This window comes from Pseudomonas sp. LBUM1659, assembly GCF_059716045.1.
The window spans coordinates 3,378,155-3,394,033 of record NZ_CP166797.1 but is presented as its reverse complement, the minus strand read 5'-3'; the positions used below and the strand labels follow the sequence as shown (position 1 = coordinate 3,394,033).

Here is a 15,879-nt window from a genome sequence, read left to right as displayed (position 1 = left end):
TTATTTGAGCTCACTGCAATCGTCATCTAGTTTTCTGCTCGTCGATACAAGTCGATCGACTTGAATGAACTGAGGCAAACCCGATGACCGTGCTGTTGATTGAATCAGAAAGTAGTAATGACCTTCCCAAAGCGGTACTTCAGCTTATATCAGGGGAGTTTCCCGGCGTCGCTCGCAGCGCTGGCGTATTTACCAAAGAAGACGTAATCAAAATAAAGCAGTACGTAAAGAAAGGCCTCGCGCTGCCCAGCGAGTTGCCGGCAGTGGAGTCCTATCTCAAGTACAGCCAGGTAGACATCGCCGGGCTGGAACCCAGCGATATTCAGGTGTTGTTCAAGAAAATCAGGATTCATGCCGCCAGTTGGGATGCGGTGGAAAACAGGATCGTCCAGCAAAGTATTGATTTGAATTGCGCGGCCAACAACATTGTCAGCAGTGGCAGCGAAATCATTTCCGTCATCAAGGAAATGCCGATCATGGACCGCGTAAGAACAACGCCGGGTCAGATGAACAACAATGATCTGGAAGGTATCCGCTACACCTCAGATGACGGTGAGGTGGCATCAGCCGTGACGGAGATCATCGAGCTGATGAAGGTCGATATCAAACGCCAGCAAGGGGCTACGAAAGAGCTGAAAGATCGCCTGTCCAACTTCAAGATCGAGCTCTCGGGCGGAGAACTGGCGAGCGGCAAACGCGTCTTCGGGTTGCAGTCCGAAGTGAAGAGCAAATACGACTTGATGGAGCGAAACAGTTTGCTCCAGTCCATCGCCAGCAGCAAAGAAACCCTTAGGGAAAAAAAGGCCCGGGTTGTCCAGCTTGACAAGGATTACGACTATTACATCGGCATGTCGTTCTCGGGTGGTCTGCCGATTTTCTGGCCGATTTCAGGTTCGATATTTGGCCCCAAAGCGGAAACCGCGCGCAAAGAACGCAATGCATTGAAGACCGAGATTGATGCGCTTGAGTTGGCGGTCAGCGGCAAAGAGAATTTGCAAAGTGCCATAGAAAGCTCCCTGTCGAACTTTGGTGATATCGGTATTCGCATGGCCGGCGCTGAAGCGGCCCTGAACATCCTGAACACGATGTGGCAAACCATTCTGAGCAAGATCAACGCATCGGCCGAACAGTTTGGTCGCATCAACAACGCTTTGCGCCTGACTTCGTTTGTGGCTGAATTCGCCCAGGTGATCGATCCGTGGCGTGACGTCAAAAATAGCGCCAGTGAGTTGGTGGCGAATTTTAATGAAGCCCTTGAAGAATACAAAAAAACCTACAACTGATTGCCCACCGGACAAAAGGACTATGGCCATGAGCAATGTGACGCCAATCGACGCCCCGGTTATCCCGGTCATCGATGTAACCAACATCATTCAAACCCTTCGCGACGTGTCCAGGCTGGCGAACTTTCGCAGCGACCGACCGGACGTGCTGCAAGAACGGGCGCAGCAGGTGGTTGCGTATTTGAATAACCTCGATACCACCCTGCGCGAATCCTTTCCGGTGTTGCTGACTGCATTGAACAACGTGTCGGGCCAGCAATGGTTTGAAGTTCTTGAAGAATTGAACGGCGCCTTGGAACGCCGTGATCTGACGTCGCAGGATCGCGCGTTGGTGGCCGACGAACTGTTGATCGTCAAAGGCAATATCGCGGCGATGCTGGACAGAATCGAGGCGAAATTTGTCGCTCGGTCCAGGCTCCTGGAGAGCGCCGTGCATAGCCTATACAAAATCGAAATCGGTGAACGCGCGGATGGACCTCTCGAACTGGCACGCGCACGAAAGGCCAGGGTTCTGGCTCAGCTCAATGATCACAACCTCAACAAAGCGACGTGCACGGAAGAGCGTGACGCGCTGGTCAAAGCGCAGGACGTGATTCGCGAATTCAATTTGACGGACGTGCACAAGAACTTCATTCCGGACGGCGAAGCCTTAAACAGTCTGGACATGGAAAACCCGAAAAAAGAGGCCGTCAAACAGGGCATTGAGCTGGTACGAAAAGTGCAGGGGGTAGTTTGCGACGGTATCAAGTACAGCCAGCTCGCGACTTCGCGAAACACTCTTGAGCTGGAGATTGAAGCGATTGCCCGGCGCATAGAAGGGCTCAACCATGAACTTCAAAGCGCAGAAAATGTGCTGTCTGATATCACTGCCGTTGTGGAAATCAGTCGCCGGCGCCGAATAGCCGGTGAAGAAATCCTCAAGGTGTCAGGGGTGTGGCGAAGCATTTTCAATGCACCTCGAAACCTTGAAGAATCTTGAACACAGCCAGGCCGGGCTGTCGCGATTGCTGAGTCGATACAAAAATCATCTGGAGGGATTGGAGGGAGACTACAACAGCACGCTGATCCACTAGACCAGCCCCAAAGAAGCCCGGTGAATTACCGGGCTTCGTCCTTCAGGACTAGGTTCCCGGTTTGGCCAGTGCAATGCCTGCCGCACCCAGTCGCTTCAATATCTCGAACAGCAGGTCGCTTTTGGTGACGCCGACAATTCTCGGGCTGCTGACGTAACCGGTGATGGTCAAGATGATGCCGTCCGGGCTGAGTTTGCTGAATCGCACAAACGCCGCCGGTTTATCGAGGATGTTTTCGTTCTCCTGGTAGCAGTCGTACAGCAAGTCTTTTACCTGCTCCGGGTCGATGTCCAGCGGGAACACCAGTTCAAGTGTCGCTACCCCTTGCGCACTGCCGCCCAAGGTCACGTTACGCAAGTTTTGCGAGATCAACTGCGAGTTGGGTACGATCACAATCGAGCGGTCGCTGAGTTGTATTTCCGTAGCCCTGACGTTGATGCGGCGAATATCACCTTCGACGCCGCTGATGCTGATCAGATCGCCCACCTTGACCGGACGCTCGGTCAGCAGGATCAGGCCGGAGACGAAGTTCTTGACGATTTCCTGCAAACCAAAACCGATACCGACCGACAGGGCACTGACGATCCACGCCAGGTTCGTCCATTCGATGCCCAACGATGACAGCGTCAGCAGAATCACCAAGATGTAGCCGACGTTGGCGAACAGTGTGCTCAGCGAGGCACACATGCCAGGGTCCATGTTGGTTTTCGGCAGGAACTCGTCATCGAGCCAGCGGCAAAGCGCCCTAATCAGGTAGACACCAATAACCAGGGCCAGGATCGCATTGAGTAAGTGGCCCGGGATGATGTTCAGTTTGCGCAAGCCGTCGCCGCCGAGAATGGACAGCGCCTGGGTGACCAGTTGCCCGAGCGTGGTGCCAACGCCACCGACAAACAGTGAAATGACGGCCAACAGCAATAACGCCGCACGACCGGCCCCGGACAAGATGACCTCGGCTTGCTCAAGCCGCACATCGCCAATCCCCAGCAGTTGTTTCATCGCCTTGCCGCTGGGGCTCTTGGGTGAGAACAGGTACTCGCAACAGTCTTTGAACAATTGAATCAGGATGTAGAAGCCGGACAGGATGATAAATGCCCAGACCAGTTCGTAAGTGACGAACCTTGCCAGGGAGACGTAGCCGATCAACAGGGCGAAGATGGAGGTAATCAGCGCGATAATCGTGCCGGAGTAAATCAGGCCGGCCAGGGCGGTACTCGCTTCAGTATCATCGCCAGCGACCACCACCTCTCTTTGGGCGTGACTGGCACGGCGGAACAACAGGATCAGCAACGCCGTGACCACCAGTGCGATCAAGCCTCGTCCCAACAGCAAGGCGGGGCCGCTCATGCCCGAGACATTGGTGATTTGCGCCGCCGTTACTAATGTCAGCAGGGTACCGGCCAGTATTTTGGGGAAGGGCTTGATCGCCTCGGCGACGGAATCGGCGATATCCGGTAGCCGCCAGGAGGGGTGCTGGTTCGCCAGCATTGCCCGGCTCAACCCGGTGATCAGGACACAGGTATAAACGAGTTTTTCGAATTCCTCGGCGAAGGTCTGCATCATGGGCGACAACGGCTGTTGTCGTGTTAGCGCATAAAACACCAATTGCAACGCAAAGGCAGTGGTCAACACGGTTGCAAATACCGACGCCAGCGCCAGCGCGCTTCGACGCAATCGCCCTTCAGGCAGGCGATGTATGCAAATCCAGGTCAGCCCCTGATCAGCCACTCTACGGCCCCAGATCCAGATGGCCACGGCCAGCACTATCAGCAGGCCCGTTAACAGACGTTCGCCGGGTTGCCAGGCGGCCGCGACGACTTTATTGGTCTGTTCAATGAAATCGTTGAGGCGCAAGCGATCTTCCATCAGCGGATTGATCAACGGCTCCCAAAAATTTCGCGCCAGGATGCTGCCGCTGCGAAGCGTGATTTCGCTTTCCAGCAGGCTGCGCCGAATGCCGGCAATTTGAGTCAGCAGTTCGACGGCACTGGATCTTAAGGCCGCCAGGTTTTTCAAGGTGGAGTCGATCGTTTTCTTTTGCTCGGAAATATCGGTCCTCTGCGTGGTGATGCCCGATTTCTCTACCTCGACATCGCCGAGAGAGACGGGGCCGCTCAACACATCAAGTTGAGCTTGTAATTGTTTTTGTTCGGGCAGCAGCTCTGACTGCAGGATGTCCACGTCATTGATAAAGACCTGAACGGAATCTTGCAGGCCGACCAACAGGGTGACGTTATTGGACACTGAAACCTGTTGTTTAATCAGGTCCAGCCGCATTTGCAGAGCTTGCAGTTCACTCTGTGACACCACAACCGGCGGAGCTTCTGTGGCAATGATTGAAGTCGGCGTCGGTTCAACAGCGGACAGCGCTGCGCCACTTTGCATCAGCAGCGCGAGCGCGACGAAAATCACTGACATCAATGTATGACGCATAGGCGTGCCCGGCTCCGTTTTTGGTCACTCAGCCTATGAGATTAGGTCATCAGGACAAATCGATCGAAAAGTTTCATGTTGACGGGGCGCAGCCAACATTAATGGCCCTGAGGCAGATGATCGTTGATCTACACTTCTAAATGCTTAATCAACCGCGGGATCGGTGGGCAACGGCTCACGGGGTGTCGCGCAGGAGGTCATCATGCATAAGTTGTCTTCCATCAGCCTGTGCGTTGCGTTAACGGTGTCATCTGCCCAAAGCTGGGCTGCAACCGTGGTGCCGACCAAAGGCCAGAGTTCGCAACAAACCCAGTTGGATATCAACGAATGCCATAGCGTGGCAGCCAGCCAGACGGCTTCGACTGACACTTCTCCTTCCGGGGGAAGGATGCGTGGGGCGGCGGTCGGCGCTGCGGCAGGGGCCGTCGCAGCCGAAGCACGCGGGCGTCAACATGATGAGTTTTACGAGGGCGCCAACAACGAAGTGAAGCAGGAGTATCGGCAGAATCAAGCTAAAGGGGCGGCGGCGGCGGGTGTCGTGGTGGGTGGCTCGCGTCAGCGCCAGGAGCGCCGGGCGAGTGAGAAAACCAGCGCTGCCGCCACCTCGACGGCCTATACCAGTTGCCTGCAAGGGAAGGGGTATCAGGTTACGCCCTGAGCCTGTGCCTGGGGTTGCCGGTCCAGCAGTCGGACCATCACGCAGGCATACAACGTGACCGCGATGAACAGCCCCATGCGCACGGCGAAGGCGGTGTAGACGTCTTTGCCCAAAGCGCTGTCCTGCACTGACTGGCCCAGCAGAATGATCAACGTGATAAAGGTGTTTAGCCACAACCCCGGGCCAAACCGACCAGGGCTCAGGGCATACAGCTTGCGCGCCAGAATCAGGCCGAACAGCAGCGTCCACAGAAAGAACATCCACAGGTGCACAAACAGGCTCAGTGCGCACCAGAACAGAATGGCCAACAAGCCACCAAGCAAGGTGGCGCCGACCAGCTCGCGACCGGCATTGCGGGCGCTGGTCGTGTTGCATTGCTGACCCAGGCCGACCGCCTTCAGGATAATCGGCAGATAGCTCGCCGGGTCGATCATTGCCAGCAGGAACGTCGGCAAGACAATCAAGGTTGCGCGCAACGCAATCCGACTGGCTTCTTCGCCCACCGGCGGTGGGGCAGCGGGCGGCGCCGGCGCGTCGGCAGGCTCGGGGAAAAGCCAATGACTGATTGCAATCACCATCACTGCCATTAACAAACCTTTGACCAACGCTCCAATGACCATCGCCGCCAAGTCGAACTCGGCGACGCCTGCCGAGGAGATCATGGTCAAGCCAATCACCATCAAGGTCACGATCAGGTTATTGCCGCCACTGAGCCCCCACCGGAAGACCATGAACAGGCTGACCGTGACCAGCAGCACGCCGGTCAACGGGTAGTAACGCAGGATCGGGATCAAGACCAGGCCGATACCGGTGGTCAGCATCGCGACCAGCGCGAGAACGATCGCCGCCTTGAAGGGCAGCGGGCGATTGACCGAGGCCAGGAGTATCAGGCACAGCACAGGCGCGAGAAACGGTATCGGCAAAGCCAGGCCGAAACTGATGGCCAGGCACAGTGCCGTGCCACTGGCCAGTCGTAAGGCACGCTGCTCCCGTGGGGAACGTTTAGTAGGCATAAGACAGCCAGCTCATCAGGCCTAAATATGCCCGGCCAAGCGGGTTGAGCAAATTGCCTTCCGAGGGGAAGGCCATGACTTCAGCCTGCCCACCGGCACGAATGCCACCACTGCCAAGCAACGCGCTCTGAGACTCCTGGGAAAACTCGATGATCACCGGGAACCGTTGGGCGGGCCGCAACCAGTCCCGACTGTTTTGTATGCCGGGCAAGGTGCCGGGCGGGGTCGGCTGCCCGACGCTGATGCCATAACCGACACTGCGCACGCGGCCCTCGTAGACTTCGCCCGGCATCGAGTCGAGCACAATGGACACCGGTGTGTCGGGCCTGACATGACCGAGGTTGTTCTCGGTCATGTCGGCAGTGATCCATATGTCCTGAATGGTGATCAGGGTCATGACCGGGCCGCCAGCCGAGGCGAATTGTCCGACATCGGTGCGCAGGTCGGTAATCAGCCCTGCCGAGCGAGCGCGTGTTTGCGTGTTGGCCAGGTCCAGTTCGGCTTTTGACAGGGCCGTGGCGGCGCTGCGCAACTGCGCGTTGACGTCTTCGGCGCCGCCTTCCGTTTCTTTGGCACGTTGTACTTCGGCGCGAGCGGCGGCGGTTTGACTGACCACCGCGTCGCGGGTGGTGCGCGACATTTCGAGCACGCGCACGGAGATGGTCCCGGGGTCTTCACGGTACAACCCTTCGAGGCGCTGATTCTCCTGACGCGCCTTGGTTTCATTGGCCTGGGCGACGCGCAATGCCGCTTGCGCCGAGGCAATCCCCGCTGTGCCGGCCCCCACTTGCCGGCGTGTTGTCTCAAGGTCGGCGCGGGCGCGGTCGACGGCAATCTGATAGGGTGCCGGATCCACCTCGAAGAGCACTTCGCCGGCCTTGACGGTCTGATTATTGTGTACGTTCACCCGGATCACCCGACCCGCGACTTCCGATGCCACCGGAATGACGAAGGCGCCCACACGCGCTTGTTGCGTATACGGCGTGAACCGGTCGGCCAACAAGTACCAGACCAGGCTCAGGATGATCAGTATCAACACCCACTTGATGCCTTTTTTCACCGGATCGGCCGCTACCGGTTCGGTGGCGTCGGGGGAGGGCTGCGAGGCTTCACTCATGACTATTTTCCTTGGCTGGCAGCGGGTAAGCGGGCAGTGCGGCGTCGGGGTTGTCAAGCATGTGGCCCCAGTCTGTGCGATTTTCCATCACCTGACGGGTGGCGGAGTCCACAAACGGCTGGGCAGAGTACCAACCACCGCCCAAGGCCTTGTAGAGGGCGATGACATTGCTGACCGCATTACCGCGTGCGATCAGGTAATTGTCCTGTTGTTCGAGTAGCGCGCGTTGAGCGTCCAGCACCCGTTGGAAGTCGGCGTAACCTTCCCGGAATTGCACGCTGGCCAGCACCAGCGAACGTTCGGCAGCCCCTCCGGCCTCGCGCAGGATGCGTTCGCTCTCCAGTGACTGGATCAGGCCGTTGGCCGCATCGTCGGCCTCGCGAGCGGCCTGGCGAACCTTGTCGCGGTAGGCTTCGATCAACTCCTGCAACCGCGCGTCCTGGACGCGCACGTTGTTGGCGATCTGCCCATGATCGAATACATTCCAGCGCAGACTGGGGCCACCGATCAGGTCCAGGCTGCTGGATGTGCCATTGAGAGAGTCCGCCGACCAGACAATGCTGCCGAGCAGCGTCAGCGACGGATAGAAATCGGTTTCGGCCACGCCGACCAGCGCACCTTGGGCGGCGACGTTGAGTTCGGCGGCGCGTACGTCAGGCCGACGCAGCAGCAAACTGGACGGCACATCTTGCAGCACGGCGCGATCGACCAGCGGGACCAGTCTATTGTTATCGATCACTTGTGGCAGGCTGCCCGGCGGTTGCCCGATCAGCACGGCCAAGGCGTTACGCGTGCGTTGCAACTGGTCCAGGAGGTTGGGAATACTGGCCAACGTGCCCAAGTATTGGGTTTTGGCCTGTTGCAGATCGAGCTCGGCATTCTGCCCGCTGTTGAACAGTTTTTCGGTGATCTCGTAATTGCGCTTTTGCTGTGCGGCGTTTTCACGTGCGACGCGCAAACGGGAGTCTGTGGTGCGCAACAAATAATAGGTGTCCGCCACCTGGGCCCGCAGCAATACCAGGACGTCTTCATAGTTGGCCTGGGCGGCAAAATAAGCCGCATCGGCCGACTCGATGGCGCGACTGAAACGCCCCCAGAAGTCGAGCTCCCAGGCGATGTCAAACCCGGCACTGTGTTGCCACAAATGAGTGTCCTGCGGATTGTTGCCGCCATATTGGTGACGGTCAATGTACAAACTGTCAGCGCTGACTTGCTGCAGTTGTGGGTACAGCCCGGCTTGCGTAATGCCCAGTTGGGCGCGGGACTCCATAACGCGCAATCCGGCAATTTTAAGGCTGGAGTTGTAGGCATCCGCTTGTGCAATCAGTTGATTGAGCACCGGGTCGCGGAAGATTTGCCACCACTGTCGCAGATCCGGGTCAGGCCCGCGTTGGCTGGATTGCTCGAGGGCAGGGGTGTCCCATGTTTTGATCCATTCCTCAGCCGGCGGCTGGAAGTCCGGCCCCAGCTGAATACATCCGCTCAGGGCCAGCATCCCCAGCAGAGTGAGCCAGCCTGGCTGCAACTTAAGGGATAGACCTGGAGGCATTGCGCTGTGTCCAGCCAAGAAAGATTAATGGAGCATAGACGGCCGAGAGAATTGTCGATCGGTCGGCTTTTTTTCCTACCGCGAAATAATCCCGTGATCGATCGCGTATTTGACCAGCGCCGCCGGTTTGTCGATATTGAGTTTGCGGCGGATGCTCAGGCGATGGGTCTCGACCGTCCGCACGCTGATGTCCAGTTCTCGGGCCATTTCCTTGTTGTTCAGGCCCTGCGCCATTTTGTACAACACTTGGCTCTCGCGCGGCGTCAGTTCGTTGTCCGTGCTTTTATCGGCGATGAGTCGCTGAGCGATTTCGGCGCTGTAAAACGTACCACCGCTGGCAATGGCTTCGATGGCCGCAATGATTTCCCGCGACGGAGAATTTTTCAGCACGTAGCCGCTGGCGCCCGCACGAACAGACTCGCTCACGTATTCGTAGTTGTCGTACATACTCAACATCAGCACCTTCAGCGACGGGTACTGGCTGCGTAACACGCGCGTCAGTTCCAGGCCGTTCATGTCTCGCAAGCTGATGTCGACCAGCAACAAATCCGGCTGGCAGCGCCCGACCATCTCGATCGCCTGCGCACCGCTTTCGGCTTCGCCCACCACTTCCAGGGGCGCCATGACCGCCAGCAGCGCTTTGATCCCGTCACGGACCAGGGAGTGATCGTCGACCAGGACGACGCGGATCGGGTAGGGCAGGTTCATCGCGGGTGTTCACTCTTGTTGTAAAGGGGGTAAGTCAGCGTTTCGCTGCGGGCGCTTTCATTGGCAGTTGCACGTCCAGTTCACTTCTTCCAGGCATCGATATCAGCTCGAAACGTCCGCCAAAATGCTCGACACGTTCACGGATGTTACGCAGGCCAATGCCCGCATGGCGACGTTCGACTTGGGCGACGTTGAAACCGATACCGTCATCTACCACGCTCAGTCGTACCGATTCTTCAGCGCCGTGCAGGGTAATGGAAACGTTTTTGGCTTGAGCGTGGCGTTCGATATTGGTCAGGCCTTCTTGCACAATCCGGAACAGTGCGACCGCTGCGCCATCGACCAGGTGACAGTCGAATTCATTGTCGTCATACGTCACTTTGAGACCGCTGCGTTGCTCGAATTCGGCGGCGAGCTGGCCGATGGCCGCTGGCAGGCCCAAGGTGTCGAGCAACGAGGAGCGCAGGTCGTGCGAGAGGCTGCGGACCTCGCCAATGGCTTCGCCCAGGCGTTCGGTGGCGTCCTTCAACGTGCTCAACCCCTTGTCATGTCCTTGTTCATTTTCCAGCAGATGACTGGCCAGTTCGAAGCGAAACTTGATCGACACCAGCAACTGGCTAATGCCGTCGTGCAACTCACGGGACACCCGTGACCGCTCTTCTTCTTGCAAGCTGACGATACGCTGGGTCAGGCGCTGCAACTTTTTATCCGCCAGGCGATGCTCGCTGACGTTCAGCGTCATGCCGCTGGCGAACACAAACAGCACCGCCACCAGCGCCACGACGGCAATCGCCAGCATGGTTTTGCGGATGCCCTGAGCCACTTCGTCACGCGCCTGTCGGGTGGCGCGTTCAACGTCCTCAAGGTATATGCCGGTGCCGAGCATCCAGCCCCAATGGTCCAGCATTACCACGTAGGCGAGCTTGTCGGTTACCTGGCCGGAGGAGGGTTTGTTCCAGGCATAGCGTTGAAAGCCTTCGCCCGATTGCGCACTTTTGAGCAGTGCCTGAATCACCGGCAAGCCGTGTGGGTCTTTCATGTCCCACAGGTACTTGCCCACCAGTTCGGTCTGGCGCGCGTGCATCAGGCTGCGGCCTTCGCGGTCATAGACGAAGAAGTAGCCATTGATGCCGAAGCTGAGCTTGCGCAATTCTTCCAGGACCTGCTGCTGGGCGTGCGCGTCACCGTGGCCGTCGTCGTACAGCGGCGCGATCAGGCTTTGCGCCATTTCGACGTAGTTCTTAAGTTCAGCACGCTTGCTGGCCAGGATACTGTCTTCGATCAGCTGCGCCTGTTGATCGCCCAGTTGTCGGTTGAGCGAAATCACCAGCGCGCAGATCACCGCGATGGCCAACACCAGCGGCAGAATCCCGAGCGCGACGATTTTGTGTTTGAGCTGCATCTTGGCTCCTGACCAATGGAAGGCGAAGGCCCGGCATCATAGGCCAAAGTTACGCTCGCCCAGTAGCGCTGCTGGACGGAATGTCAGTCACCTGAAATGCAACCCCCTGTAGGAGCGGCGGTGCGACGATTCGACTTGCCCGCGAAGGCGATGTATCAGGCGACATCGATACTGGATGACAGATAGCAATCGCGAGCAGGCTCGCGCCCACAGGGGGATCAACTCCGCCTACGTAGAACTACGTAGATGCCACGTACGTAGTAACGCGGATTTATTTGTAGACGGCATGCGGGGATATTGGGCCAGCTCCGCACCGCGGACACAATTATAAAAATTACCGCCGCAGTCCACTGGCTGTCGGCAGGAGACACGCTATGCCCCGTCTGGCTAAACACCTCGCCTGGTTTGCCGTGGCTGTTCTGGGAGCGTTTGCGCTGAGTGTCGTGGCCCTGCGCCGCGGCGAAGCGATCAACGCCCTCTGGATCGTAGTCGCAGCCGTCGCCATCTACCTCGTTGCTTACCGCTATTACAGCCTGTTCATCGCCACCAAGGTGATGCAACTGGACCCCAATCGTGCCACGCCCGCGGTCATCAATAACGATGGCTTGGACTACGTGCCGACCAATAAACACGTACTGTTCGGTCACCACTTCGCGGCCATTGCCGGCGCAGGGCCTCTGGTCGGGCCGGTGTTGGCAGCGCAAATGGGCTACCTGCCCGGTACGCTGTGGCTGATCGCTGGCGTTGTGCTGGCGGGTGCCGTTCAGGACTTCATGGTCCTGTTCATGTCGACTCGCCGTAACGGTCGTTCCCTGGGTGATATGGTCCGCGAAGAAATGGGCCGCATCCCTGGCACCATCGCGCTGTTTGGCTGTTTCCTGATCATGATCATCATCCTCGCGGTGCTGGCGCTGATCGTGGTCAAGGCCTTGGCCGAGAGCCCATGGGGCATTTTCACGGTGATGGCGACCATCCCGATTGCGATGTTCATGGGCGTTTACATGCGCTACATCCGCCCCGGCCGCATTGGTGAAATCTCCGTGGTCGGCGTGCTGTTGCTGCTGGGTTCCATCTGGCTCGGTGGGCAGATTGCTGCTGATCCAGTCTGGGCCAAGGCCTTCACTTTCACCGGGATTCAGATCACCTGGATGTTGATTGGCTACGGTTTTGTCGCAGCGGTATTGCCGATATGGCTGATCCTGGCCCCGCGTGACTACCTGTCGACCTTCCTGAAAATCGGCACCATCGTCGCCTTGGCCATCGGCATTCTGGTGACCATGCCTGACCTGAAAATGCCGGCACTGACCCAATTCATCGACGGCACCGGGCCGGTGTGGAAGGGCGGTCTGTTCCCGTTCCTGTTCATCACCATCGCCTGTGGTGCGGTCTCGGGTTTCCATGCGCTGATCGCTTCCGGCACCACGCCAAAGCTGCTGGCCAGTGAAGGTCATGCCCGTTACATCGGATACGGTGGCATGTTGATGGAATCATTCGTGGCCATCATGGCGATGGTTGCCGCCTCGGTGATCGAGCCGGGCGTGTACTTTGCGATGAACAGTCCGGCGGCGCTTGTCGGCTCTGATGCTGTTTCGGTTGCTCAAACCGTCAGCAGCTGGGGCTTTGCCATTACCCCGGAAGCCCTGCAAGCGGTGGCCAAGGACATCGGTGAAACCACTATCCTGGCCCGTGCCGGCGGCGCGCCGACCCTGGCAGTGGGTATAGCGCAGATCCTGCACCAGCTCCTGCCGGGTGAAAACACCATGGCGTTTTGGTACCACTTCGCAATCCTGTTTGAAGCGCTGTTCATCCTGACCGCTGTCGACGCTGGCACCCGTGCCGGTCGTTTCATGCTCCAGGATTTGCTCGGATCCTTCGTGCCGGCGCTGAAGCGCACCGATTCCTGGACCGCCAACCTGATCGCCACCGCCGGTTGCGTGGCGATGTGGGGTTACTTGCTGTACCAGGGCGTAATTGACCCATTGGGCGGGATCAACACCTTGTGGCCGCTGTTCGGCATCTCCAACCAGATGCTGGCCGGTATCGCGCTGATGTTGGCGAGCGTTGTGCTGATCAAGATGAAGCGCCAGCGTTATGTGTGGGTCACCATGCTGCCGGCAGTCTGGTTGTTGATCTGCACCGTGACCGCGGGCTTCATCAAACTGTTCGACGCCAACCCGGCCATTGGCTTCCTGGCCCTGGCCAAGAAGTACAGCGACGCGCTGGCCAACGGTCAGGTGCTGGCGCCAGCGAAGAGCATTGATCAGATGCAGCATGTGATCTACAACGCCTACACCAACGCTACGCTGACGGCGCTGTTCTTGTTCGTGGTCTTCAGCATTCTGTTCTTTGCCCTTAAGGTCGGTATCGCCGCTTGGGGTACCAAGGAACGCACGGATAAAGAAGCACCATTCCAGGCGATTCCGGCGATTCCGGCGGTTCCGCAGGCTTGATGGGGGGATGGGTTCATGTTCAATGACCTGAGTCGCCTCGGTAAATACCTCGGTCAGGCCGCACGCCTGATGGTGGGAATGCCCGATTACGACACCTACGTCGAGCACATGCAGAATAAGCACCCGGACAAGCCGGTGATGAGTTACGAGGTGTTCTTCCGGGAACGCCAGGAAGCTCGATACGGCAGCAAGGCCGGGCCCAAGTGCTGCTGACGCACTAGGCCCAGGCACAAAAAAACAGGAGCCCGGTTTACCGCGCTCCTGTTTTTTTTTTGCAGGCCTTTTCGCCAGATTTATTCGCTAGCCTTCACCGTATGAGTTTGTCGGCGCTAGGGCAGTGCATAGACCTTGAACAGCTTTCTGGTCGTTTCGCTGGCGCCTTCCAGGTACTGGTCGTACGCCTGTACAATCGCGCCGGATCGGTACATTTCACTCAGCGTGGTATCGACTAGCAGGCAGAAATCTTCATCGTCACGCGGCACCGCCATGGCCGTCGGGGCGTACTCGAAAATTCGCTCCAGCAGGACCAGATTACCGGTGGGGTAATGGCTGTCGAGAAGGTTCCTGAGCATCTCAAGTGTCCGCGGTGTCGGCGTGCAGAGGATCTCGACCTGGCCCGAACTGATGGCACTGATCTCATCAGCGGCGGTGACGGGCAGGAAACGCACTTGCAACTCGGGGAACCCAAGCTCGGCCTTGACCTTGTCGGCAATTTTCTCGCAAAGACGATGGTAAACCCCTGAACCTTATCCCCCTCTTTGTAGCTGAAAGGGGCGAAATCCGGCAGGTAGCCGAGGGTCAACGAATTGCTCGAACGCACGCGTTCAAGGGTGCTGGCACCGGCCAGTAGCGGCACAAAAAGTAGCAGGCAGGCAAACAGTCGTGCGGTAGGCTTGAGTCGGCCATCGAAATCTCCTTTATCCACACTTGTGCCAAGCTGTCAGATGTCGGGATCCACGCAATCAACTGTTGCCAACGTAACGCTCAGGAAGCCCATGAAATGAAACATTCCTCTGCAAAGCACGTCCGTAGGGAATTTTACAAAACAGTGTGGTTTTACTTCCTTGTTGTCTGGCCGATTTTTTCCATCCTGTTGTTTACGATTGTGCTGTTCGGTCTCATCATCAGCTACCTGGAAGGGTGGGGGCCGTTTGACGGTATCTACTTCGGGTTCGTGACCGGCTTGACCATCGGTTACGGTGACCTGGTACCGAAAACAGCCCTCTCGCGTATCCTTTCGATCATGCTCGGTTTCAACGGCGTTCTGATGACGGCGATCTTTGCGGCAATCAGTATCCGGGCCATCGAAGAAACCGCGAAAGCGGCCCAGTCCGAGCAATAGGCTGTCGCATCGCGCTGAACCCTCAGTAGGGTTCAGCGATGTATTTGAACGGGTAGTTGGCGGCCTTGTAGCCGCCGATTTTACGTTTGGGCAGAACGACTTTTTCTTGCTTGATTTTTTTGTAGGGAATGTTCTCCAGCAAGTGAGTCAGCACGTTCAGCCGTACGGATTTCTTGTCTTCGGAGCGGGCGACATACCAGGGCGCCCATTCGCTGTCGGTGGCTTCGAACATCTCGTCTCGGGCGCGCGTGTAGTCGTCCCAGCGGTTGTAGGATTTGATGTCCATCGGCGACAGTTTCCAGATCTTGCGCCCGTCGGTGATGCGTTCCTTGAGCCGCCGGGACTGCTCTTGCGGGCTGACTTCCAGCCAGTACTTGAACAGCAGCACGCCGGAGTTGACCATAAGACGTTCGAACATCGGCGTCACCGCCAAAAAGTTGTTCACCTGCTTCTCGTCGCAAAACCCCATGACCCGCTCGACGCCCGCGCGGTTGTACCAGCTGCGGTCGAAGATCACGACCTCGCCGGCCGCCGGAAAGTGTGGCATGTAGCGCTGCAGGTACATCTGGCTTTTTTCTCGCTCGGACGGTGCCGGCAAGGCCACCACACGAAACACACGCGGGCTGACGCGCTCGGTCAGCGCCTTGATGGTGCCGCCCTTGCCAGCGCCATCGCGGCCTTCGAAAACCACCACCACCTTGGCCCCCGTGGCAACCACCCACTGCTGCAATTTGACCATCTCGACGTGCAGGGTCTTCAGCTGGGCTTCGTAGTCTTTGCGGCTAAGCGCATCGGCTTTTTTGTCCGCGGAGTCGGCTATTTCACGATCGTGTTTTTTCATCGTAATACTT

The 15,879-nt window shown here is 57.9% G+C and carries 13 protein-coding genes and 1 pseudogene; 6 read left to right on the top strand and 8 right to left on the bottom strand.

All coding sequences use genetic code 11. From position 1 onward, the window contains the following. Positions 1–83: 83 nt before the first annotated feature. Positions 84–1,283 (top strand): alpha-xenorhabdolysin family binary toxin subunit A, encoded by a 1,200-nt coding sequence (locus tag ACA048_RS15310; protein WP_497625179.1) that lies wholly within the window; start codon positions 84–86, stop codon positions 1,281–1,283. Between the two features lie 28 nt (positions 1,284–1,311). Then, the gene (locus ACA048_RS15305) at positions 1,312–2,262 is read left to right on the top strand and encodes an alpha-xenorhabdolysin family binary toxin subunit B (protein ID WP_497625178.1); all 951 of its coding nucleotides are present in this window, start codon (positions 1,312–1,314) and stop codon (positions 2,260–2,262) included. A 142-nt stretch (positions 2,263–2,404) separates the two neighbouring features. Here the strand turns inward: ACA048_RS15305 and ACA048_RS15300 are convergent, their stop codons facing one another. Next, the gene (locus ACA048_RS15300) at positions 2,405–4,789 is read right to left on the bottom strand and encodes a DUF3772 domain-containing protein (protein ID WP_497625177.1); all 2,385 of its coding nucleotides are present in this window, start codon (positions 4,787–4,789) and stop codon (positions 2,405–2,407) included. 202 nt (positions 4,790–4,991) lie between these two features. Here ACA048_RS15300 and ACA048_RS15295 point away from each other — a divergent pair, with 202 nt between their 5' ends. Continuing rightward, complete coding sequence (locus ACA048_RS15295; RefSeq protein ID WP_497625176.1) at positions 4,992–5,447, top strand: hypothetical protein; 456 nt, start codon at positions 4,992–4,994, stop codon at positions 5,445–5,447. On the opposite strand, the gene ACA048_RS15290 is transcribed toward ACA048_RS15295, so the two are convergent. The 5 genes from ACA048_RS15290 to ACA048_RS15270 form a co-directional block, all read right to left on the bottom strand. After that, positions 5,432–6,460: a DUF2955 domain-containing protein gene (locus tag ACA048_RS15290; RefSeq protein WP_497625175.1), complete on the bottom strand. Its 1,029-nt coding sequence runs from the start codon at positions 6,458–6,460 to the stop codon at positions 5,432–5,434. The two genes, ACA048_RS15295 and ACA048_RS15290, sit on opposite strands and share 16 nt — an antisense overlap. Beyond that, positions 6,450–7,577 (bottom strand): HlyD family secretion protein, encoded by a 1,128-nt coding sequence (locus ACA048_RS15285; RefSeq protein WP_497625174.1) that lies wholly within the window; start codon positions 7,575–7,577, stop codon positions 6,450–6,452. The genes ACA048_RS15290 and ACA048_RS15285 overlap by 11 nt, the downstream gene beginning before the upstream one ends. Beyond that, complete coding sequence (locus ACA048_RS15280; protein WP_497625173.1) at positions 7,570–9,126, bottom strand: efflux transporter outer membrane subunit; 1,557 nt, start codon at positions 9,124–9,126, stop codon at positions 7,570–7,572. Before ACA048_RS15280 ends, ACA048_RS15285 begins: the two co-directional genes overlap by 8 nt. A gap of 75 nt (positions 9,127–9,201) precedes the next feature. Further along, on the bottom strand, positions 9,202–9,834 hold the full coding sequence (locus ACA048_RS15275; RefSeq protein WP_497625172.1) for a response regulator: 633 nt from the start codon (positions 9,832–9,834) through the stop codon (positions 9,202–9,204). Positions 9,835–9,868: 34 nt separating this feature from the next. Next, positions 9,869–11,236, bottom strand: a complete 1,368-nt coding sequence (locus ACA048_RS15270) for a cache domain-containing protein (RefSeq protein ID WP_497625171.1) — start codon at positions 11,234–11,236, stop codon at positions 9,869–9,871. Positions 11,237–11,610: 374 nt separating this feature from the next. Here ACA048_RS15270 and ACA048_RS15265 point away from each other — a divergent pair, with 374 nt between their 5' ends. Both ACA048_RS15265 and ACA048_RS15260 read left to right on the top strand, forming a co-directional pair. Beyond that, positions 11,611–13,686 carry a carbon starvation CstA family protein gene (locus ACA048_RS15265; protein ID WP_497625170.1) on the top strand — a complete coding sequence of 692 codons (2,076 nt, stop codon included), beginning with the start codon at positions 11,611–11,613 and terminating at the stop codon, positions 13,684–13,686. A 15-nt stretch (positions 13,687–13,701) separates the two neighbouring features. Further along, positions 13,702–13,899 carry a YbdD/YjiX family protein gene (locus ACA048_RS15260; protein WP_007949127.1) on the top strand — a complete coding sequence of 66 codons (198 nt, stop codon included), beginning with the start codon at positions 13,702–13,704 and terminating at the stop codon, positions 13,897–13,899. A 116-nt stretch (positions 13,900–14,015) separates the two neighbouring features. Here ACA048_RS15260 and ACA048_RS15255 read toward each other — a convergent pair. Then, positions 14,016–14,611, bottom strand: a pseudogene (locus ACA048_RS15255) (transporter substrate-binding domain-containing protein). Between the two features lie 75 nt (positions 14,612–14,686). Between ACA048_RS15255 and ACA048_RS15250 the strand changes: the two are divergent. After that, positions 14,687–15,028 carry a potassium channel family protein gene (locus ACA048_RS15250; RefSeq protein WP_497625169.1) on the top strand — a complete coding sequence of 114 codons (342 nt, stop codon included), beginning with the start codon at positions 14,687–14,689 and terminating at the stop codon, positions 15,026–15,028. Positions 15,029–15,050: 22 nt separating this feature from the next. Here ACA048_RS15250 and ppk2 read toward each other — a convergent pair whose 3' ends face one another. Continuing rightward, a complete protein-coding gene (gene ppk2 / locus ACA048_RS15245) occupies positions 15,051–15,869 on the bottom strand; it encodes a polyphosphate kinase 2 (RefSeq protein ID WP_497625168.1) in 819 nt (272 codons plus the stop codon). Positions 15,870–15,879: the final 10 nt, after the last annotated feature.

Bases quoted from the DNA above. Each gene is read 5' to 3' on its own strand.
- ACA048_RS15250 (WP_497625169.1), top strand. From the start codon at position 14,687: ATGAAACATTCCTCTGCAAAGCACGTCCGTAGGGAATTTTACAAAACA.
- ACA048_RS15305 (WP_497625178.1), top strand. From the start codon at position 1,312: ATGAGCAATGTGACGCCAATCGACGCCCCGGTTATCCCGGTCATCGAT.
- ACA048_RS15270 (WP_497625171.1), bottom strand. From the start codon at position 11,236: ATGCAGCTCAAACACAAAATCGTCGCGCTCGGGATTCTGCCGCTGGTG.
- ACA048_RS15295 (WP_497625176.1), top strand. From the start codon at position 4,992: ATGCATAAGTTGTCTTCCATCAGCCTGTGCGTTGCGTTAACGGTGTCA.
- ACA048_RS15275 (WP_497625172.1), bottom strand. From the start codon at position 9,834: ATGAACCTGCCCTACCCGATCCGCGTCGTCCTGGTCGACGATCACTCC.
- ACA048_RS15300 (WP_497625177.1), bottom strand. From the start codon at position 4,789: ATGCGTCATACATTGATGTCAGTGATTTTCGTCGCGCTCGCGCTGCTG.
- ACA048_RS15285 (WP_497625174.1), bottom strand. From the start codon at position 7,577: ATGAGTGAAGCCTCGCAGCCCTCCCCCGACGCCACCGAACCGGTAGCG.
- ppk2 (WP_497625168.1), bottom strand. From the start codon at position 15,869: ATGAAAAAACACGATCGTGAAATAGCCGACTCCGCGGACAAAAAAGCC.
- ACA048_RS15265 (WP_497625170.1), top strand. From the start codon at position 11,611: ATGCCCCGTCTGGCTAAACACCTCGCCTGGTTTGCCGTGGCTGTTCTG.
- ACA048_RS15310 (WP_497625179.1), top strand. From the start codon at position 84: ATGACCGTGCTGTTGATTGAATCAGAAAGTAGTAATGACCTTCCCAAA.
- ACA048_RS15280 (WP_497625173.1), bottom strand. From the start codon at position 9,126: ATGCCTCCAGGTCTATCCCTTAAGTTGCAGCCAGGCTGGCTCACTCTG.
- ACA048_RS15260 (WP_007949127.1), top strand. From the start codon at position 13,702: ATGTTCAATGACCTGAGTCGCCTCGGTAAATACCTCGGTCAGGCCGCA.
- ACA048_RS15290 (WP_497625175.1), bottom strand. From the start codon at position 6,460: ATGCCTACTAAACGTTCCCCACGGGAGCAGCGTGCCTTACGACTGGCC.